This is a genomic window from Bacteroides sp., from assembly GCA_036351255.1.
GTDB lineage: Bacteria > Bacteroidota > Bacteroidia > Bacteroidales > UBA7960 > UBA7960.
On sequence record JAZBOS010000054.1, the window covers coordinates 32269 to 53131 of the forward strand.

At 46.8% G+C, this 20863-nt stretch carries 18 protein-coding genes and 1 pseudogene; 6 read left to right on the forward strand and 13 right to left on the reverse strand.

The window, feature by feature from the left end:
• Positions 1 to 16 precede the first annotated feature (16 nt).
• The 3 genes from mutL to V2I46_05330 form a co-directional block, all read right to left on the reverse strand.
• On the reverse strand, positions 17 to 1873 hold the full coding sequence (gene mutL / locus V2I46_05320) for a DNA mismatch repair endonuclease MutL (protein ID MEE4176912.1): 1857 nt from the start codon (positions 1871 to 1873) through the stop codon (positions 17 to 19).
• A gap of 25 nt (positions 1874 to 1898) precedes the next feature.
• On the reverse strand, positions 1899 to 2165 hold the full coding sequence (locus tag V2I46_05325; GenBank protein ID MEE4176913.1) for a hypothetical protein: 267 nt from the start codon (positions 2163 to 2165) through the stop codon (positions 1899 to 1901).
• Positions 2166 to 2313: 148 nt separating this feature from the next.
• Positions 2314 to 2838, reverse strand: a complete 525-nt coding sequence (locus V2I46_05330; GenBank protein ID MEE4176914.1) for a DUF6580 family putative transport protein — start codon at positions 2836 to 2838, stop codon at positions 2314 to 2316.
• 265 nt (positions 2839 to 3103) lie between these two features.
• Between V2I46_05330 and V2I46_05335 the strand changes: the two genes are divergently transcribed.
• The gene (locus V2I46_05335; protein ID MEE4176915.1) at positions 3104 to 3595 is read left to right on the forward strand and encodes a Spy/CpxP family protein refolding chaperone; all 492 of its coding nucleotides are present in this window, start codon (positions 3104 to 3106) and stop codon (positions 3593 to 3595) included.
• Positions 3596 to 3797: 202 nt separating this feature from the next.
• Here V2I46_05335 and V2I46_05340 read toward each other — a convergent pair whose 3' ends face one another.
• From V2I46_05340 to amrB, 6 genes are all read right to left on the reverse strand, one after another.
• Complete coding sequence (locus V2I46_05340) at positions 3798 to 4907, reverse strand: TlpA disulfide reductase family protein (protein ID MEE4176916.1); 1110 nt, start codon at positions 4905 to 4907, stop codon at positions 3798 to 3800.
• Positions 4908 to 5176: 269 nt separating this feature from the next.
• On the reverse strand, positions 5177 to 6625 hold the full coding sequence (locus V2I46_05345) for a sodium/proline symporter (GenBank protein MEE4176917.1): 1449 nt from the start codon (positions 6623 to 6625) through the stop codon (positions 5177 to 5179).
• Positions 6626 to 7272: 647 nt separating this feature from the next.
• The gene (locus V2I46_05350) at positions 7273 to 9615 is read right to left on the reverse strand and encodes a transglycosylase domain-containing protein (GenBank protein ID MEE4176918.1); all 2343 of its coding nucleotides are present in this window, start codon (positions 9613 to 9615) and stop codon (positions 7273 to 7275) included.
• Positions 9616 to 9755: 140 nt separating this feature from the next.
• The gene (locus tag V2I46_05355) at positions 9756 to 10649 is read right to left on the reverse strand and encodes a DMT family transporter (GenBank protein ID MEE4176919.1); all 894 of its coding nucleotides are present in this window, start codon (positions 10647 to 10649) and stop codon (positions 9756 to 9758) included.
• 40 nt (positions 10650 to 10689) lie between these two features.
• Positions 10690 to 11340 (reverse strand): HRDC domain-containing protein, encoded by a 651-nt coding sequence (locus V2I46_05360; GenBank protein ID MEE4176920.1) that lies wholly within the window; start codon positions 11338 to 11340, stop codon positions 10690 to 10692.
• Between the two features lie 82 nt (positions 11341 to 11422).
• The gene (gene amrB, locus V2I46_05365; GenBank protein MEE4176921.1) at positions 11423 to 12262 is read right to left on the reverse strand and encodes an AmmeMemoRadiSam system protein B; all 840 of its coding nucleotides are present in this window, start codon (positions 12260 to 12262) and stop codon (positions 11423 to 11425) included.
• A gap of 186 nt (positions 12263 to 12448) precedes the next feature.
• Between amrB and V2I46_05370 the strand changes: the two genes are divergently transcribed.
• Positions 12449 to 12934: a hypothetical protein gene (locus V2I46_05370; protein MEE4176922.1), complete on the forward strand. Its 486-nt coding sequence runs from the start codon at positions 12449 to 12451 to the stop codon at positions 12932 to 12934.
• A gap of 84 nt (positions 12935 to 13018) precedes the next feature.
• Positions 13019 to 13573, forward strand: coding sequence for a PepSY-associated TM helix domain-containing protein (locus V2I46_05375; GenBank protein ID MEE4176923.1), 555 nt, complete (start codon positions 13019 to 13021; stop codon positions 13571 to 13573).
• On the opposite strand, the gene V2I46_05380 is transcribed toward V2I46_05375, so the two are convergent.
• The 3 genes and pseudogenes from V2I46_05380 to V2I46_05390 all read right to left on the reverse strand — a co-directional run bounded on the left by V2I46_05380 (position 13570) and on the right by V2I46_05390 (position 16076).
• Complete coding sequence (locus V2I46_05380; protein MEE4176924.1) at positions 13570 to 14016, reverse strand: hypothetical protein; 447 nt, start codon at positions 14014 to 14016, stop codon at positions 13570 to 13572. The two genes, V2I46_05375 and V2I46_05380, sit on opposite strands and share 4 nt — an antisense overlap.
• A 176-nt stretch (positions 14017 to 14192) precedes the next feature.
• A complete protein-coding gene (gene aspA / locus V2I46_05385) occupies positions 14193 to 15641 on the reverse strand; it encodes an aspartate ammonia-lyase (GenBank protein ID MEE4176925.1) in 1449 nt (482 codons plus the stop codon).
• Positions 15642 to 15722: 81 nt separating this feature from the next.
• Positions 15723 to 16076, reverse strand: a pseudogene (locus tag V2I46_05390) (cyclic nucleotide-binding domain-containing protein).
• A gap of 200 nt (positions 16077 to 16276) precedes the next feature.
• On the opposite strand from V2I46_05390, the gene ettA reads away from it, so the two are divergent.
• Positions 16277 to 17959: an energy-dependent translational throttle protein EttA gene (gene ettA, locus V2I46_05395; GenBank protein MEE4176926.1), complete on the forward strand. Its 1683-nt coding sequence runs from the start codon at positions 16277 to 16279 to the stop codon at positions 17957 to 17959.
• On the opposite strand, the gene V2I46_05400 is transcribed toward ettA, so the two are convergent.
• A complete protein-coding gene (locus tag V2I46_05400) occupies positions 17956 to 18390 on the reverse strand; it encodes a hypothetical protein (protein MEE4176927.1) in 435 nt (144 codons plus the stop codon). The two genes, ettA and V2I46_05400, sit on opposite strands and share 4 nt — an antisense overlap.
• Positions 18391 to 18601: 211 nt before the next feature.
• Here V2I46_05400 and V2I46_05405 point away from each other — a divergent pair, with 211 nt between their 5' ends.
• Together V2I46_05405 and V2I46_05410 are read left to right on the forward strand one after the other, a co-directional pair.
• Positions 18602 to 19444, forward strand: a complete 843-nt coding sequence (locus V2I46_05405; GenBank protein MEE4176928.1) for a transketolase — start codon at positions 18602 to 18604, stop codon at positions 19442 to 19444.
• Between the two features lie 48 nt (positions 19445 to 19492).
• The gene (locus V2I46_05410) at positions 19493 to 20854 is read left to right on the forward strand and encodes a VWA domain-containing protein (protein MEE4176929.1); all 1362 of its coding nucleotides are present in this window, start codon (positions 19493 to 19495) and stop codon (positions 20852 to 20854) included.
• Positions 20855 to 20863: the final 9 nt, after the last annotated feature.

Below are 20863 nucleotides of genomic sequence, written 5' to 3' on the forward strand. Positions count from 1 at the left end.
AATTACTAAAATTCGATTATTTGAATCTATCCGCAAGATCAGACAAAGGAATGATTGTTAGCGTAGGCTTTCCAGCAGGTGACTGATAGGGCATCTCACAGGCAAACAAGGCGTCGGTTAGGGCCAGCATTTCCTCGTCATTCATAGGTTTTCCGTGCTTCAGGGACAGACGCCTGGCAAGCGATCGTGCCAGGTTGTTGTGCACATCAAGCTTTAACTCCACCTTGTTCATCCGGAAGTTTTCCAGAATCCCCTCAATCAGTCCCTGAAGGTATTCGTTTTCCTTGATCTCGCCGGGCACTCCGCTGATCACAAACCCTGTTTTTCCCATATGGTCGATGGCAAAACCCAACGCTCGGACCTCTGCAAGCATCTCTTTAAGCAACTCAGCATCCTGCTCGCTCAGGCTTATGTTTTCTGGGAAAAGCAGGCTTTGCGATCCTACCTTACGCTCCTGCGAGGCCTTCAGAAAGCGTTCAAACAGGATTCGCTCATGCGCACGCTGATGGTCAATGACCATTAGGCCCGACTTCACCGGAGCCAGGATAAAACGCTGGTGAAGATGCATAGGTTTTTTTGGGCCAGCCTCCACAACAGGTTCCTCCCAGTCGGGCGTCAGGGTAGTCTGCTTAGGGGTTCCGGCCGCAGGAAGAACTGGACGTTCCACATTCGGAACATCATCATCACCCGGAAATAACTTTTCCCACTGAGAGGGGTTTATGCGTCCGGTTAAATCGCGGGAAGGGCGGGGACCGCCAGAGGAAGTCTCAAATGGATTGAAGTCTGGGTTAATCGTTATCGTGGGAGGGCGCACCGGCTGATCCTTCCTGATATGCACATCATCAAAGGCCGTCTCCCGCTCAAAATCAAGGGTAGGGGTAATATTATAACGTCCAAGCGCCCGCTTCACCGCAGACTTCAGAATCTGGTAAATGTAGCGTTCGTCCTGAAATTTGATTTCGGTCTTTGTGGGATGGACATTCACGTCGATTTGCCCTGGATCTGTCTCCAAAAACAAAAAGAAGCTCGGAAAAAGGTCTTCAGGGATCAGTTCCTGAAAAGCCTGATCAATGGCGTGATTCAGGTATGGTGAACGGATGAAGCGGTTATTCACGAAGAAAAATTGCTCGCCGCGTTTCTTTTTAGAATATTCAGGTTTCAGCACAAACCCGTTAATGGAAACGATCTCTGTTTTTTCCTCTACAGGGACAAGCCTTTGATTATAATTGTTTCCAAACAGGTTGACGATGCGTTGCTTCAGGTTTGACTTTTCAAACTGGTGGGTAAGCTGACCGTTCTGATAATACATAAAGGCCACTTCAGGGTATGCAAGGGCAACCCGGACCAGCTCATTAAAAATATGGCCCTTTTCAATGGCATCCGATTTCAGGAAGTTTCGCCTGGCGGGGGTATTAAAAAACAGGTTTTTTACGGCAATACTGGTTCCTGAAGGGCTTTGACAGGGCTGTTGTGACTCGGTGACGGAGCCTTCAATAATGACTTCTATGCCTAAAGAAGCACCTTCCGGGCGGGTCTTAAGCTCCACCCGGGCTATGGCAGCAATCGATGCCAGCGCCTCTCCCCGGAAACCCATCGTACGGATCGAGAACAGGTCACTGGCTTGATTGATCTTTGAAGTGGAATGCCGCTCAAAGCACATCCGGGCATCCGTCTCGCTCATTCCTTTCCCGTTGTCCACAACCTGGATCAACGTCCGGCCAGCATCTTTTACGATGAGTTTTATTTGTGTTGCCCCTGAATCAATAGCATTCTCCAGCAATTCCTTGACGGCGGATGCAGGCCGTTGGATGACCTCACCTGCCGCAATCTGGTTTGCCACCGAATCGGGGAGGAGTTTGATTACATCAGACATGCGTTGGGGGTTTCAGCATGGAAAACTACCTGAGAAAAAAGTAATAGACAAGCACAAAAATGACCACCAGGATCATCACCAGCCGCCGGTTTGAAGCTTGACGGTCACGGGTACCCGAAGTTCTTTTCCATCGCATCTGGATGCGATCGCGCAAGGCCTGTTCGTAGTGATCCCCGCCTTCTTCATAGGCAGTTTTTAAGCGCTTCTCTCGCTCCTCCTTTTTTGCATCATAATACACAGGGCGATAGTTAAACTGCTTGTTCCTGGGCGTTTTAAAAAAAGTGATAGCCATGGGCTCGGGCGTTTTTCAGGTATTTACAAATTTACACATATTCGGCTGAATGGACAACCCGATTGCTCGTTTACCCCCATCAAAAATGCAATAAAAAAGAAAGGCCCCCTTTGGAAGCCTTTTCTGTTTTTTGAAAACACTGAAAGCATTATGCTTGTTTCAGTGAAGGATAATATTGTTCAACCAGGTAATACCCGCCAAAGAACACCCCACTGTAGAACAGGTCACCCAGGACAGTGGTATGGAAAAATGGAATGGCAGCTATATAACTCTGCATCAGTCCTGCAAAATTCTGAGGGTAAAATGGACTACCGATCCACACTGCGAAATTGGTGATCAGAAAGAAAAGGACAGCTGCTACAAGAGCGCCGCCGAAAACGTTAACAAGCCGGATATTCTTATGCATCAGTGTGCCCAGCAGAACTACCATTGCAAAACTTAAATAAACAGGCACCATAAAGCCGTGAAAGCCCAGGAACAGATCGCTCAGAAACAGGGCAGCTAGCGGAACCATAAAAGCGAGCCAGCGTTTACCCAGATGGGCACCACCAAAGAGCGCAAGGGCTGCAACCGGTGTAAAATTCGGGTAATGGGGCACTAACCGCATAATGGCTGCAAACAAAATAATGCCGCTCACTATCAATACTTTGGGAGTAAGAAATTTTAAGTTCATTGCTAAAGAGTAAATGGTTGGGTTTTCAAAGTAATCAGTCACAAAAGTAAAAAATCATTTCAACTTAAAACATCCCATTCCGGAAAATTGTTCTTGACCAGTCCCTAAAAAAGGGTATTCCTTGTTTTCCAGGGCGATTTCCCAAAAGCTGTAACCTTTATGTAAGGTTTCTTTAAGGTTTCTTTAACCCAGCCTAATTAAACCTTTCTTTACCTTCGTTATCAAATAAATGAAACAAAAATAATAACCCCAAAATTGAACTGTTATGAAAAATAAATTGATTTTCACCCTTGGATTGGCCATTCTAATGTTTAGCGCAACGACTGTATCTGCCCAGCGTGGCCGGAATTTTGACAGGCAACGCCCTGAGCCCCGTCAGGCTGCCCTCAACATCGACAATTTAACGGCTGAACAGGAAGCTAAAATTCAGTCCCTGCGCACGGCACAATTGGAACAGCGATTGAAGTTCCGCAACCAGATGGATGAGCTGCGTGCCCGCAAACAGACGCTGATGACGGAAAAGAACCCTGACATGAATGCGGTAAATGCAGTAATTGATCAGATGACCACCCTGCGTGGTGAAATGGCAAAGCAAGCTGTAGAACACCGCCAGGAAATCCGGAACCTGCTTACTGATGAGCAAAGGGTAAAATTTGATGCACGCACACAACAAGGCCCGCGTCAGGGGATGGATCGCAGCCCCCGGGGTCCTCGTCAGGATTTTGAACGCAGATCCAATGCGCGTGGCAGAAGGTAAGATTTATTGAATCACTCAAATTTAAACAGGGTGTCCCCAAGTTTGGAGGCACCCTGTTTTGTTTTTAAACAATAATTTCGGGAATTGCCCAACAGGACAATAATTCATTTTTCTACCCAGACATGAACATCTGCTTTTTTTGCTGGATTATGCCTGCTAAATTAACCTTTTGATTTTCAAACAAAAACCAACCGGCCATTGATTATACCTCCGGCCCAAACAATTCAGTCATTTTTTCATCCAGCGCTTCTTCCATCAGGTTTCTGCCGATGATTTTCCCTTCAGGATCAAGCAATATGGTGCTGGGAATGCTGGCCACGCCGTAAAGGGTCGATGCTTCGTTCTCCCATCCTTTTAAATCGCTGACATGGGTCCAACTCAGACCGTCGTCGTCAATGGCTTTCAGCCAGGGCTCTTTATTACGGTCGAGGGAAACGCCCAGGATTTCAAAATTCTGATCTTTATATTGTTCGTAAACCTTTACCAGATGGGGGTTCTCTGCCCTGCAATAGGGGCACCAGGAAGCCCAGAAGCTTACCAAAAGGTATTTCCCGCGGAAATCGGACAATGCCACCATATTCCCATCCGGGTCGGGCAGGCTGAATTCAGGGGCAAGATTGCCAACCGATAAGGCAAGCAGTTTATCGGCACGCTCGCGCAAGCTCACGTAATAAAGCGATTCAGCCAGTAAGGGATCAAAGCTATTGACAAGGGCGTCCAATTCTTCTCCATCCATATCATAAGAAAGGTTACGAGTGGCCAGGTAAATGCCTGCCGTTTTGTCCAGGTGCTGGTCAACAAACTGACGGATCTGAACTGCTTTCTGCTCTTCCGCCCCTTCATACTGCGCCCTGAGGCTCTCTGCCAGGGATGCATCTTCCAGCACTTCTGCCTCAAGGATCTGCTGTTGTAAAACTTCCATCCCGGCATCGATCTCTTCAACCATCAGGTTGAATTCCTGAATGATATCGTGCGAGGGAGAGCCCGCAAGGATAAACTCCGAAGGGTTTTCAGCATCCAGATGAAGTTGCATCTCGGTGTTTTCCAGGAAGAAAGCAAGCCGCGGGCTGCTGCCCCTGTTAATCTCCAGGTAATACAGCGTTGGAAATTCCAGGCTCCCCGAAAAGGTAAAACGCCCTTCAGTTACCTCGGCTGAATCAACCATTTGATAAAGGCCGCTTACACGGTCGACCAGGTATACCCAGCCACTGTCCACACCGGAAATCTCTCCGGTTAAGGTGTATGTCTCTTTCTTTGATGGCTGGCAGGCTGCCAGCAAGACGATCAAGGCAATAAACAAAAATCTTTTCATACATTGAATGGTTTGGGGATTGCAAAATTATTTTTGGTATACAAAATTAAACATAAACCTTTAGCTTGTCTTCCTCGTTCTCATTTCTTTAAAGGTTTTTCCCTGAGAGTCATAGGTAGAGGTCTCACGAAACATTAAATTATTGAAAATAAAATTCTTACAAAACCAGGTACGCATAATAAGCCAGCCCTAAACAATAAAAGATAAGAAAGTTTGATGCGTTTAAATCCCGGGAAAGTTGAACTAGTTTATCGGGATAAATGGCTTCTTCATTTTTCTCTTGTAAGCCAGCTCACTACCACAGCCACCAGCAGCGCCAATGCAAAGGCAGGGATCAGTTCATAGATTCCGGTGGGCTCCTTGAGCCACAGCCACCAGATAAGGGTCGTGAGCGTGCCGGTGATCATGCCCGCCAGGATGCCTTGCTTGGTGGATCCTTTCCAGAACAGGGATAAGATCAGGGCGGGGCCGAAGGCAGCCCCCAGGCCGGCCCAGGCAAACAACACCAGCCAGAATACCAGTTCCTGCGCACTGTATGCCAGCACCAGGGCAAGAAGCCCCGAGAGAACCAATACCAGCCGGCCTACCCGGAGTTTCTTTTTTTCGTCAATTTCCTTTTTCCGGTGTATCACTTTTTCATAGAGGTCGCGGGCAAAGGTAGAGGCCACCACCAGCAGCTGCGAATCGGCCGTTGAAAGGATGGCGGCAAAGACACCACCAACCAGCAAGCCATAAAGCACCGGGCCAAAATAATTGGACGATAGCACCAGGTAAATCATCTCGGGGTCGGAATCTGGAAGGGCATCGATATCGGGTACAAGCAACCGTCCTGCCAGCCCGATACATACGGCTCCGATACCCAGCACCACATTCCAGAAAGTGCCAAAAATAGCGCTGTATTTAAGCTTCACGGGGTCTTTAATGGACATATAACGAACCACAATATGCGGCTGCCCCGGCGACCCCAGACCAATGGCAAGAAAACCAATGATGACTCCGGCTCCCAGTGAAACAGGATCAAGGTATGCCGGGTTGAGTTGATGCAACAACTGGTTCATGGTCGCCAAGCCGCCAAGCTGGATGATGCCTATTACCGGGAGAACCACCAGTCCAACCAGCATGATAAGGGCCCTCACCACATCGTTGTATGCCACCGCCACAAAACCGCCCAGAACCATATACACCAGGATAAGCAGCCCCGATATGGCCAGGGAGAGCACCATGGGCAAGTCGAGTGCTGTAGAAAGGGATTTGGCGCCTGCATTGAATTGTGCGGCCACATAGGCAGTTATGAAAATACCGATGATAATAACCCCCGCGATACGCAGCCAACCCGAACGGTCATTGAAGCGCGACTCAAAATAATCTAAGAGGGTAATGGATTCCATGGTCTGGGTCTCTTTGCGCAGTTTTCTGCCCAGGTAAATGAATTGCCAGGCTTCCACCAGGGTGTACCCAACAATGGCCCATATGGCACTAACCCCCGAGACATAAGCCATGCCGCTTACCCCAAGCACCAGCCAGGACGAGCGCCCCGAAGAAACCGCGGACAAGCCCACAACAAAGGCATTCATTGATCGGCCTCCGATAAAAAAGTCAGACTGGCTGCGGGTCCTCAGAAGGGCAAGCAGACCTACCAGCACAGGAAACAATAACGTCAGTAAAAAGACAACCAGCGCAATGGGATTGCTGAGTTTATCATAAATATTTTCTACCATCGATTGACAAGCTTATTTGCTTTTCAAAAAACTTCCCCTCAAAAGTATAAAAACCACTGAAAAAAAATAAAGGTCAGCGAATTATTCCCGGCATAATTCAAGCTTCAATCAGCATAGAGAAAAATCTCTAATTGCCTGAAAACAAGATTTTCTTTTACACCAAAATATAGAAAAACTATAATAGAACGTGTATGAGGCTGAAAAACCAGAAAATCACAGCTCAACCAGGAAGCCTTTTTATACGAAAAAGTTCACTTGTCCTTTCAGAATAAGAAACACTTTTTAGGCGGAAGATGTCTGTACTAAACTATAAATCAACTTATTAAGTAAATATTTAATTTATCTTAAAAAATTATTTATTCATTAGACAATTTCCTGCCTGCTTCATACCATGGTCGTACCATGGTCGTGTCTGGTTCGAGTACACACGACCATGGCAGGACTTTGGTAGGTCGAAGCAGGGTAAGAGCCCGAAAAAAATTGGGATAATGCAGGGATGTGAGAATTTGAGGATTAGAGGTCAAATCATCCAGCAATTGATCGTTGGTTTTTTCAAAGAAAAAAAAAAGCAAAAACAAAAGCAATCCCCTGAAAAAAGGAATCTTTCCAGGGGATTGCTGCCCAACCCTTATTAAGCTGGTGATTTTTTATTTTTTCTCGGGGAAGAGGTCTTCCAGGATTCGCTCGAGTAATCCTTTTCGGCGGGTATCGCGTTTTCTATCAGGTCTTTCGCGTGGAAAATCTTCGGGTTTACCAAATATCATTTCCAGAATATTTGGCTGTGGCAGGGAGTCAAGGTACATCGGGCAGTTTAGCAGCTCTGCAAGGTCCTCCGGGAGGGGTTCAAATTGTCCTTCCATAAAGGGACGGGTGCGGCTGTTCTGGAGCATACTTCCGTGATAATCGCCCCATATGGGCACCGCCGATCGTGAAGAGCCAAACGGCAGGGGGTAAACCTGGTTAAACGAAGGATTTTCAAGGCCTACCCACACCCCGGTAACCAGCTTTGGGGTATATCCCACAAACCAGCTGTCGCTGTTGTTTTGGGTTGTTCCAGTTTTGCCTGCAAGCTCATAATCAAAACCGATGCGGGTTCTGAGAGAAGCTGCCGTCCCCACGTTCACAACGCTTTTCATCATCTGGGTCATTATCAGGGAAGTTTCCTGGCTCAGTACAGGGTCTTTAGCTGGGGGTGAAGGTGCTTTGAACAGGGTTTTTCCTGCAGCGTCCTCAATGCGAAGAATATAACGAGGCTCAACGGGAATGCCCTTATTAGCAAAGATGCTGTAAGCTTTGGTAAGGTCGAGCAGCGACACTTCAGCGGTGCCCAGGGCCAGTGAAGGCACGGCCGGAAGCCTGCCCTGTATGCCAGCGGCGCGGGCCAGGTCAATGACCCCGCTGAAACCCGCATCAACAATGTATTTTGCCGAAACAGTATTCACCGAATAGGTCAGCGCGCCCTCCATGCTGTAAAAGCCATCATAAATGCCGTCATGGTTCTGAGGGCTCCAGTTCTCGTATTCTTCAAAAATGGGTGCTTCATTCGATACCATTTCACAGGGATCGGTACCATTTTCGAGGGCGGCGGCATAAACAAAAGGCTTGAAAGCAGATCCTGCCTGCCGGACAGAGGCCACCTGGTCGTACTGGAAGAAGCGAATGTTATTGCCCCCGATCCAGGCCTTAATATTGCCCGTAAAAGGATCGATGGATACCAAACCACCGTGTACAACCTTCTGGGAAGCAAAAATGGAGTCCATAGGACTAATTGAAACGGTCTTGCCGCCATCCCAGTCGAAGACCAGGGTGTTGACAGGCTCGCTGAAAGCTTCAATAATGTCGGGTTCATTCAAACCCGTTTTCTGCAGGGCGGCATAGCGGGACGAACGTTTCATTTCCTGGTTCAGTAATGCCCTGACCCTGGAGGACGATGCATTACGATAGTGGGCATCGGTGGCCTGCTGAAGCGATTTCATCTGACGGGAAAACGAACGTTCGGCCAGTCGCTGCAGGTTAAAATCGAGGGTCGTGTATATCTTCAGGCCATCGGTATAAAGGTTATAATCCGTTCCTTGTTGCTTGTTGTATTTTTCAATCCAATCCTGCAATTCGAGCCTGATCATTTCCCTGAAATAAGGAGCGGGACCGTGAATGTGGGAAAACGGGCTGTATTCGATGGTCAGAGGCAGGGCTTTTATCGAATCGGCCCGGTCCTGGCTTAAATGCCCGTACTTTTCCATTTGCGACAAGACTACATTACGGCGTTCGAGCGATGCCTCGGGGTTTGTGCGGGGGTTATAGGTGGAGGTCGCCTTGAGCATTCCTATCAGGGTGGCGGCCTCCTGGGCAAGCAGGTCGTGGGGATGTTTTGAAAAAAAACGCTGAGCCCCGGCTGAGATCCCAAAGACATTTTCGCCAAAAGGAACGGTATTGAGATAGAGATTCAAGATCTCATCCTTGGTATACACCTTTTCAAGCCGCCTGGCAATAATGCCTTCGCGGAATTTCTCGCCTACCAGCCAGAGAATGCCTCTTCGTTCGCGCGGATAAAGGTTTTTTGCCAGTTGTCTTGTAAGGGTACTGCCTCCGCCTGCACTGCGCTGCCCCATCAGGATATTTTTCACCAACACCCGGCCCATACTCCTGTAGTCGGTGCCGCCGTGCTCGTAAAAGCGAACATCTTCGGTGGAGATCAGGGCAGGGACCACAAATGGAGAGAGATCCGCCAAAGAAATGGCTGTACGGTCGTAAATGAAGTATTTTCCCAGCAACTGCCCTCTCTCAGCATAAATCTCGGAGGAATTGTTATTTTCCAGGCTTTTAAGGTCGCGTGTGTTGGGAACCTCTCCAAAGAAGCCAAGGCGAATCAGTCCCTGCAAGATGAGAAAGACAAGCAAGGCGAAACCAGCACCACCGGCCAGAATAATGAGCGCAATTTTCTTTGCCTTAGGCTTACTTTTTTTGGCTGATCGTGAAGATCGTTTTTTCAAGGTCACTATATTTTTTTCTTTCAGATCGTGCAACGAAAGGAGAATCTCCAGGGAAACCGCCGCAAATATGCTTACAGAGTATCAACAATTTTCAAACGAAAGGGTTTGAGGCATATTGTTTTTGATTGGAAAGTGGAGGTTTAGATAAAGAAAAGAGCAACCCCGCAAACGCTGATAACGGCCCCTGCAAGCTCTTTCCAGGTAACTTTTTGCTTAAAGAAAACCACCGTAGGAGGAATAATCAGGATAGGGGTAATTGACATAATGGTTGAGGCAATGCCAGTTTCGGTATTTTGCACGGCGATCAGGGAGGAAGAGACGCCAAGGAAAGGACCGAATGTGGCACCTAACAGCATCAACAACATAGCTTTGGAATGTTTGACCGCATATCCCACAGATGTCCATCGTCTGAACAAGGTGACAATGACTGAAAACCCAATGATCCCTGCAATGACCCTGATCTGCGTAGCAGAAAAAGCATCATAGTCTTCCATCCCGAATTTGCTGAGCACCAGTCCTGTAGCCTGCCCAAAGGCCCCACCAATTGCATACAGCAATCCCTTAATCGGGATCCGGTTGATTTGTTCGGTATTTTTCCTGCGGCGGTTAAAGATCACCAGGGCAATGCCTGACATGGTAAGGGACATTCCCAGGATACTCAGCCATGAAAGGACTTCACCCAAAAGAACCCAGCCAATAAGTGCTGTGATGGGGGGGACCAGGGTCATAATCAGCATCGAAAGCCTGGAACCGATGACCGTAAAGGCTTTGAATAGAAAGAGGTCGCCAACAACAAAGCCGGCAATGCCTGAAAGAGCCAGCCAGAACCAGTTATAAGCAGTGGCATCCATTGGGAAAAACATCCCCCTGCGCACATAGCTGAACAGGCTAAGCAGGGCAAGGGCCATAAACAAACGGATGATATTAACGGCAATACTTCCAACTTTACGTCCGGCAGACTCAAAGGAAAGAGAAGTAACGGTCCAGCATACGGCCGTAAATAATGCTGCCAATTCACCGATGCGAAATTCCATGTTTTGAAATTTTGCGCAAAGGTAATCGAAATAAGATCAATCAGGTATTCTTTTCGCGGGTAACGTATTGGCGAATGACATAAAGAAATTGCTTGCTGTAGTTTTCCATAAACTTTTCACCCACACCCTTAATCTTTTCAAGGTCTTCGTTCTCCATTGGTTTATTGATACACATGCTGCGGAGCACAGCATCTTGACAAACCATAAACGCGGGAATATCATTTTCTTCGGCAAGCTGGCGGCGGGCAAGTTTCAGCTTATAAAAAAGGTCCTGGTCTTCTTCGGATATCTCGGGCACGTCTTTGTCCATGATAGCGTCAAGCAGGACAAATTCAGTGTCCAGTTTTCCGTAAAGGTAATCTGTTCCTTTCGGGGTAATGGAAAGGATAGGAAATACATCCTCTGTCACCTCAAGTTTTTCGACACGGATCAAGCCAATATGAATCAGAATGTCCAAAATATCGGAAAGCTGGTCACGGGTAAAACCTGGAAGCGCTGAAAAAGTATGGAGCTTATTCAGTTCGTGATTTATGGCAAAAGAGGATTTGTTGCCTTTCAGCACATCGATGGTTTTTTTCATGCCCAGAGGGAATGGTCTTTCGGTAAGGCTGAAAAGTACAAGCCTTGCAATGGTTTGTTCATAATCAGCCAGGATCTTTTCGATCAGTTTGGTTTCGGGTTTCTGTGCCATGACCATTTATATTAACCTATATACCCATTCGGGAGATTCTGTCGTAAAATTAAGAAATTTTCCGAAAGGGAATGAGGTCGTTTTAGGAGGCTTTGTTGAACAAGACCGAGGAGGCATAATGGACGACCTCATTTGAGGCGACTGCCTGGCCAGAGTGGCTTCTGTTAAGGACCGTCATCTGTGGGGTTTCAAACAACAACTTACCCATAGCCATCAGGGTCATAATGGGGCCATACCCGCAAATGGAAATGTTGTTCTGGTGAATTACCCGCGCCATTCCATTGATATCAAGGCTGGTCATACGTTCTAAGGCGAGGTCATCGAGCGCCCTGCCCTGAAGAGGGCTGACATAATGGGAAAAATCACTTGAAGCGATCACCAGGATTTTCTTTCCTAACTTTTTGTTGGCAGCCACCAGTTGGAGTGCAAGAGATTGGGCAGTTTGTGGCGACTGGTCCCACATACTTACAGGCAGGATGCGGAAATCATTCTTAAAGAAAAATTGCAACAAAGGTACCATCACTTCGGCGGAATGCTCGTCGCGGTGGGCATCGGAGAATTGCTGAATTTGCAACAAAGGGTAAAAGTCGCGATCGAGATCAACGACTCCCAGGGGTGTTTCCCAGGCATGGTGACTATCAAGGGCCAGTCCTGGGCCCCAGCCAGAGTGATTAGGAGAAAGGATTATGGCAGTGTCAAATTTCAAGGCAGCAAGGGATAGCCCATAAAAAAAGTGTAGCGCATTTCGGCCGGAATAACCATAGCCTGCATGGGGCACAACCCCACCCAGAATCTCTTTATTTTGAAAAGGTATTATTGAAGATTTTTCCTGCCCCAATAAATCATGAATGAGTTCTTTCAAGGGCTTTTCTTCCCTTGGATAAAACCTGCCGGCAGCACTTGCTTTTCTAATAATATGCATTTTTTAAAATTCACTCTGGATAAACCTGAAATAAGAACGGAGTAGAGGAAACGATATTTTTTGGAAATAAAAATTTATTAGTAAAATCCCTTATAAAAAAATAATATTATTATGCCAACAAGGGTTCTGTAATTATTAATTATATTTGCCACGAATTATTTAAAACCACTAAACCCCAAGAAACTTATGAAACGATTTGCATTGTTGCTTTTTGCCGGGCTATTTTTTGCAAGCTGCGGTCAACAGGGAGCCAAGCAAGAGGAAGCAGAAGTTGCGACCATTGGTATTGCTGAACTGGTTACGACCCCCATGGATTTTGAAAACCAGGAAGTATCCATTGAAGGAGTGATTAACCACATGTGCCGCCACAGTGGTGACAAACTTCGTCTTGCCGAAATTGGTGGCGAGGGCTTGAGTATTGAAGTGATGCTTGGTGAATTTGCAAGCCAGTTCAATCCTGAACTGGAAGGCAAGGAACTTGCTGTTACCGGGATTCTGAAGACTTCAGTCAGCAATATGGACGCCTTGGAGGCGGAACTTGAAAACGCCCACGAAGGAGAAGAAGGCCACGAGTGTGAAACTACCGAAGAGGCCATTGCCAAAATGAAGGAACTTGGAATTGATCCGAACATTGTGGCTTATATTGAAATGACCGGCTTTGAACTGAAATAATTGCCCTGGTCAAGAAAAAAAACCGGCAAATGCCGGTTTTTTTTTAAATGATCAACAAAAGATGTGTTTGAAAATTATTGCGATATGAATATCCGAAAGTTGAACCGGGCAGTACATCGTGATCTGGGTTATTTCTTCTTCGGGATGTCCATTATTTACGGGCTTTCCGGGATTGCACTCAACCACCGTCATGAGTGGAACCCGAATTATAACATTACCCAGGAAAAGTATCAGTTGGAACAGCCCCGGAAAGGCACAGAAGGCGAGGAGCTCTCCCTGTTTTACCTTGAACAGATCGGAGAGGAGGGTCAATACCGCACACAGGTAAAAACCGAAAACAACCTTCGTATTTTCATTGAAGGCGGAAGCCTTACGGTTAATCTCGAAAGTGGTGAAGCAAGCTTTGAAAAGATAAAACGCCGACCCATCCTTCATGAAGTCAACTTTCTGCATTACAACACCCCTAAGAAACTGTGGACCTGGTTCTCCGATTTATATGCTGCTGGATTAATGATCCTGGCCATTACGGGATTGTTTATTCTGAAGGGAAAGAACGGAATCACCCGGAGAGGCGCCTGGATCACAGCTGCCGGGGTAATCATTCCCGTTTTACTGCTATTTCTTTACCTGAACCGTTAGGTTTTTTTGCAACGGTCGCGTAGCATTTGGGCAAGCCCCCAAATGCCCTTCATTTGATCCTCCTTTACAGGTGAAAACCCAAGATATTCCATGCGGAGGAAATTCACTGTATCTGGTGAGGAAACCATTACCCGGAAAAAGTGCTCATAAGCTACCAAAGCCACAGCGCTTTTTAGGATACTGGTTTTGATCCGGAGGGTGTGCAGGGAATGCCTTGAGGGATGAATGTGCAAATAAAAGACCTTATCTTTCCCTTTAAGTAAAGTCCATCTGGATCCATCTGAAACAGTCAGTTCCCTGAACTGGATTTCCAAATGATCAATCCACTGAAAAAATCTGGCTTTTTCGAATAGATTCAAAGCCATCAACTTCCCGGTAATTTCGGATGCGATTTCCCCAGTATCCATCGCGCCATGGTAAAAGTCTGATACCGAAGCACCCATTATGTTTAACTTTAAGCAAAATTGTCTAAAGCCCTCCTGATCAGTGCTTTTTAGCCCTGAAACCTCATTACACAGAAAACCCAGATGATGTTTCCATCCATTGAACCAAAAGGGGGGCAGGGTAGCGGAAGACCTCATGAAATCACAGGCTTTTATCCGTAATAATGACGACGGTTTTATCTGTCCGTTTTTCTGAACTTTTGGGGTTTGATCATATTTTCGGGCAGAAGGAGCTCATCCAGTTCCTCTTTGGTCAGGAGCTGTTTTTCGAGCACAAGATCATATACCCCTTTGTTTTTCTCCAGGGCTTCCTTAGCCACCTTGGTACAGGTCTCATACCCAAGCACAGGATTGAGTGCAGTTACAAGGCCAATGCTATTCATCACTGTATTGCGGCAGTGTTCCTCATTAGCGGTAATGCCTTTCACGCAGCGGTGCAGGAAGGTGGTCATACCATTTTTAAGCATTTCAATGCTCTGAAATAAACTTTGGACGATAATGGGTTCCATCACGTTAAGTTCAAGCTGCCCTGCTTCGGCTGCCAGGGTAATGGTCAGGTCATTTCCAATGACTTTGAAGGCGATTTGGTTAACCACTTCCGGGATAACCGGGTTAACCTTTCCCGGCATTATGGAAGAACCGGGCTGCATGGGAGGAAGGTTGATCTCGTTCAGCCCTGCCCTAGGTCCTGAGGAAAGCAACCTGAGGTCGTTGGAGATTTTTGACAATTTCACAGCAAGTCGCTTAACGGCAGAAGAATACATCACAAAAGCCCCGGTATCCTGGGTAGCTTCCACCAGATTTGCCGCCAGTTTAACCTTCATCCCGGTGATATGGGCAAGGTGTTTGATAACCTTTTCGCTGTATTCGGGTTCAGCATTGATTCCCGTTCCGATGGCCGTACCACCCATATTCACTTCCAGGAAGAGGCTGGCATTCTCGTTTAGCCTGCTGATTTCTTCCTCAAGGGTGGTAGCATAGGCCCCAAAGGTTTGTCCAAGGGTCATGGGCACTGCATCCTGAAGCTGTGTGCGGCCCATTTTTATGATATGTTCAAATTCCTTCTCCTTATGCAGGAATCCCTCTATGAGCCTTTCAAGCACTTCAACCAGTTTCTTGTTACTGTTGATTAGGGCGATCTTTATGGCCGTGGGATAAGCGTCATTGGTCGACTGAGAAAGGTTTACGTGGTTATTCGGGTGGCAGTATTGGTAGTCACCCTTTTCATGTCCCATGATCTCCAGTGCACGGTTAGCTATGACCTCATTGGCATTCATATTGGTTGAGGTTCCGGCACCACCCTGGATCATATCGACCACAAAATGCTGATGAAATTTGCCATTGATAATCTCATGGCAAGCCCTTACAATGGCATTGGTAATATTGGTTGGAAGAAGTCCAAGGTCATGGTTAGCGCGTGCGGCAGCCATTTTTACCATGGCCAGCGCTTCAATGAGCAGGGGAAAGAAACTTAGGGTCACCCCGCTAATGTTAAAGTTTTCAATGGCACGCATGGTTTGAATGCCATAATAAACCTCGTGTGGTACTTCGCGGTCGCCCAAAAGGTCGTGCTCGTTGCGGGTACGCCCCGATTCATACTGGGCAGCCACATTAACCAGTCGCATATTACTCTGCCGCATGCGTCTGGAGATGATCCTTGCAATACGCAAAAACACCTTAAGGGCCACCTGGGGGTGAGTCTCAAACATGGCCTTGAAGCGTTGACCGCTAAGACACAAGACCTGGGTGTCTTTCAGGGCCCGGGCATTGGTGCTGTGGGGGGCGTCGGAAATCATGGTACCTTCACCCAAAAAGTCAGATTTTCCAAAAAAGGATAGCCGTTTTTCTTCCCCGTATGGGGTTTGCTTAAACAATTCGACTTCCCCGTAATAAATCAGATAAAGGAATTTTTGTCCGGGCGCATTTTCTGAGAACAAGAGTTCTCCACTCTTATACTGCCTGAATTCAATTTCACTGGTAAAATGATCCAGTTCCGCTTCCTCCAGATCGCTGAACAACTCCACTCCCAAAAGGAATTTCTTAATTTCATTGGGCTTCATAAGAATGCAATTTTATTGCTGTTTTATGGATTTCAGAGCGCAAAATTTTTTTGGTAAAGATACCACCTAATTTTCATTACGCCTTGGTTGCCCACTTTAATTTGGGAACCAGCTCGCTCCAATCGATTTGTTTTATCTTTTCCTGGGAGGAAGCGGTTTTTTATAGAAATTTGCATTAAATCATAATTTCATAAAACGACATGAGCGACGACAAGAAGATTATTTTTTCAATGGTTGGGGTCAGTAAGTTATTTCCCCAAAACAACAAACAAGTCCTGAAGGACATTTACCTTTCCTTCTTTTACGGGGCAAAGATTGGCATCATAGGTTTGAACGGATCGGGGAAATCAACCCTCATGCGCATCATTGCCGGCGAGGAAAAGTCCTTCCAGGGTGAAGTAGTCTTTTCGGCAGGGTATTCGGTTGGATACCTTCCACAGGAACCCGAACTGGATCCTGCGAAAACGGTAAAAGAAATTGTTGAGGAAGGAGTAGCGGATTTGGTCAGTGTCCTGAAGGAATATGATGAGGTGAATCTGAAGTTTGCCGAGCCCATGACCGATGAAGAAATGAACGAGCTCATTGAACGGCAGGGCTTTTTATCGGACCTCATTGAACAACATAATGGCTGGGATCTTGACAGCCGGCTTGAGCGGGCCATGGATGCCCTTCGCTGCCCTGAACCCGATAACCCTGTCAAGCATTTGAGCGGGGGAGAAAAACGCCGTGTGGCCTTATGCAGGCTGCTGCTGAAAGAACCGGACATCCTGCTGCTGGACGAACCTACTAACCATCTGGATGCAGAAAGTGTGGAATGGCTGGAAATCCACCTTAAGCAATATAAAGGCACCGTAATCGCCATAACGCATGACCGCTATTTTCTGGATAATGTGGCAGGGTGGATCCTTGAACTTGACCGCGGTGAGGGAATTCCGTGGAAAGGAAATTACAGCTCCTGGCTTGAACAAAAAGCCAGGCGGCTTGAGATGGAAGAAAAGTCTGAGAGCAAACGCCGCAAAACCCTGGAACGGGAGCTGGAATGGGTTCGGATGAGTCCCAAAGGCCGCCATGCCAAGGCTAAGGCCAGGCTTGGGGCTTATGACAAGATGCTCAATGAAGACGTTAAACTAAAGGAAGAGAGGCTGGAAATCTTCATCCCCAATGGGCCCAGGCTCGGAAACAAGGTCATTGAAGCCCACGGGGTAAACAAGGCCTTTGGCGATAAACTGCTTTTTGAGAACCTGGAATTTTCCCTTCCTCCAGCTGGCATCGTTGGAATAATTGGCCCCAATGGGGCAGGAAAAACCACGTTGTTCAGGATGATCATGGGACAGGTGGCGGCCGACAAAGGAACCTTTAGTGTTGGGGAAACTGTTAAAATTGGTTATGTCGACCAGTCGCATGCAGAAATAGATCCCGAAAAAAATGTCTGGGAAGTCATTTCCGGAGGCCATGAAATAATCAACCTTTCGGGGCGTGCAATGAACAGCAGGGCATATGTGGCCCGGTTCAACTTCAGTGGAGCAGACCAGGGAAAGAAATGCGGGGTTCTATCAGGAGGTGAACGTAACCGCCTGCACCTGGCGATGACTTTGAAGTCCGAGGCTAACGTACTCCTGCTGGATGAGCCTACCAACGACATCGATGTCAATACCTTAAGGGCCCTCGAGGAAGGCCTGGAAAACTATGCAGGGTGTGCTGTAATCATTACGCATGATCGCTGGTTCCTTGACCGTGTTGCAACCCATATCCTGGCCTTTGAAGGCGACTCTCAAGTAATCTATTTTGAAGGCAGTTATTCAGAATATGAAGAAAACAAAAAGAAAAGACTTGGAGACACAAGCCCAAAAAGAATAAAATACCGCAAGTTGAAAGCGGATTAGTTGCGGGATGCAAATTGGGCAGGATTATAGATATAACGTGCCCGGCGTTTCGTGTCGGGGATGGAAAGAATAATCAGGGTGATCAACAAAATCAAAACCCCTGATGTGAAAAGGTAGCCCCCATGAAACTGATCCCAGTACCAGCCCTTGGAGAATTCCAAGAAAAATTTGTCATATACGAGATGCATCAGCGGGAATTCAACCTTCCAGATCATTGAAGAGACAATATCAGCAAATGTGATCACTAACATTGCAAAAAAGCCTGCAATATAGGCCAGAAGAACTATTATTGTTTTGACTAATGAGCTCAACCAGTGAAGCAAGTTCAAATCATTAAAGAATGAAAATTCAAAAGAAAACTTCCGGGTTGCCCATAAAGTGACAAGCAAAATGAGGGAAGCTATTAAAACAAGGGCGCTGAATTTTTTCATAGAGAAATGGACCTTTGCGGGTTTTTCCAGATAATGCACTCAGGTATATAGAAGTATGTAATGGATGACGGGTAAAATTATTGAAAAATCCGGACTGAAAAAAATTTTTTTTACGAAGTCCACAGCAAATCATTTTTTGGCCGCGATCAGGGAAACACAGCTTTGACCTATGTTCATTTTTGTAACTTTGTCCAATCAAAAAGAAAAAGATATGACCGAAATCGAAAAGCTTAAAGCCATAGCAACCCAAGTCAGGAGAGACGTACTGCGCATGGTTCATGCCGTGCAGTCAGGACATCCCGGAGCCCCGCTGGGATGTGCGGAATTTTTATCAGCCATGTATTTCTCTATCCTGCGGCATTCGCCAAATTTTCATCCTGACGGGGAGCATGAAGATCTTTTCTTTTTGTCGAACGGTCATTTATCGGCTGGATGGTACAGCGTGCTTGCCCGCAGCGGATATTTTGATCTTAGTGAACTTAGCACATTCAGGAAAATCAACAGCCGCTTACAGGGCCATCCGGCCACTGATGAAGGTCTCCCGGGAATCAGGGTCGCCAGTGGATCGCTTGGGCAGGGGCTGAGTGTTGCCAATGGGGCTGCCCTTTCTAAAAAACTGAATGGGGACCAGCACCTCATTTACTGTCTGCTGGGTGACGGAGAAATGCAGGAGGGACAGGTTTGGGAAGCAGCAATGTTTGCTGCAGGAAGAAATATTGATAACATAATTGCCGTTGTAGATTATAACGGGCAGCAAATTGATGGTCCTGTTGATGATGTTATGCCGCTTGGTAACCTGAAGGCAAAGTGGGAAGCCTTTGGTTGGCATGTCCTGGAAATGGACGGCAATATTGTTGAAAAAGTCCTCGAAACCATGGAAGAAGCCAGGAAACATTGTGGCAAAGGAAAACCAGTTATTGTCCTTATGAAGACTGTTATGGGCAAAGGGGTTGATTTCATGGAAGGCTCGCATAAATGGCACGGCAGTCCTCCCAACGATGAACAACTGGTCAAAGCCCTTGCGCAATTGGAAGAAACCTTCGGGGATTATTGAGTATAGGATTTTAAATTTTTTTTTACAATCAAGCATTTGAGGAAGCATTTGATCATATGGGTCCTGTTTTTTGGTATTTCTGGTCTTTTTGCTGGCCAGAGTCATGCGCAATATGCCTCACCTCCCTTGACCCGGATCCTGATCCTCTATGATGCTTCTCACAGTATGCTTGCCCGATGGCAAAGCGATACGCGGATGAATATCGCCCGCAACGTGATCACTAATTTGCTTGATAGTCTGGAAACCGTTGATAACCTGGAGGTGGCCCTGCGGGTTTTTGGGCATCAGAAACGCTACCCTCCTCAAGACTGTAATGATACCCGCCTGGAGGTGCCCTTTGGCCCTGACGGAATCAGCAAAATAAGGCTTAAGTTGCGAAGCATTCAACCCAAGGGAAGCACCCCGATAGCCAATTCACTGGCGAGTGCGGCAGACGATTTCCCTCCTTGCAGTAATTGCAGGAATATCATTATATTGATCACCGATGGACTGGAAGAATGTGGGGGTGACCCATGTGTCGTTTCGCGTGAACTTCAGCAAAAAGGCATTTTCCTTAAACCCTATGTCATTGGCATTGGAAGAGATTTCAGGGAAGCCTTCGATTGTGTAGGGCATTATTTTGATGCTTCTACTGAATCTGGCTTCAAAGCCAGCATGAATGTTATCATTTCGCAGGTCCTGGGAAGGACCAGTTCGCAAATCAACCTGATTGACAATGAAGGTAAACCTACTGAAACCAACATCGCCGTTTCTTTCTTTGACCAGGAAACGGGAAGGCCGCTGGAAAGTATCATTCATACTTTGAATTACAGAGGGTTGCCCGATACCATTTTTTTCCTGATCCCTTCAATGGATTACCGAATGGTGGTCCATACCACTCCCCAGGTTGAATTAAAAAATATCCGGATTCAATCAGGGCGGCACAACATCATTGCGGTGGATGCACCGCAGGGGTTGATGAACATCCGCACCAGCGGACAGGTTTCCATGAACTACCAAGCCATCGTGAGGAAAGCAGGGAATAGCGAAACCCTGAAATTGCAACAATTGGGAAATACTGAAAAATACCTTGTTGGAAAATATGATATTGAAGTGCTTTCCCTGCCTAGGGTATATGTGAAGGATGTTGAAATAAAACAAAACTACACCACCCAGGTTGAAATTCCCCAGCCGGGCATTGCAGTGATCAGACTTCGCGCCCCGGGTTATGCGAATATTCTTCAGGAAACTGGGGGAGGGCTAACCCAAATTTATTCCCTACGCGAAAATATTTCAAATGAGACCATTTACCTGCAACCAGGCAGTTACAGGCTGGTATACCGATCAAGGGTCTCAAGCAACACGGCCTTTTCAACCGAAAGGAAATTCGTTATTGAATCCGGGCAAACGGTGCGCGTGGATATCAACTGATCAAACATT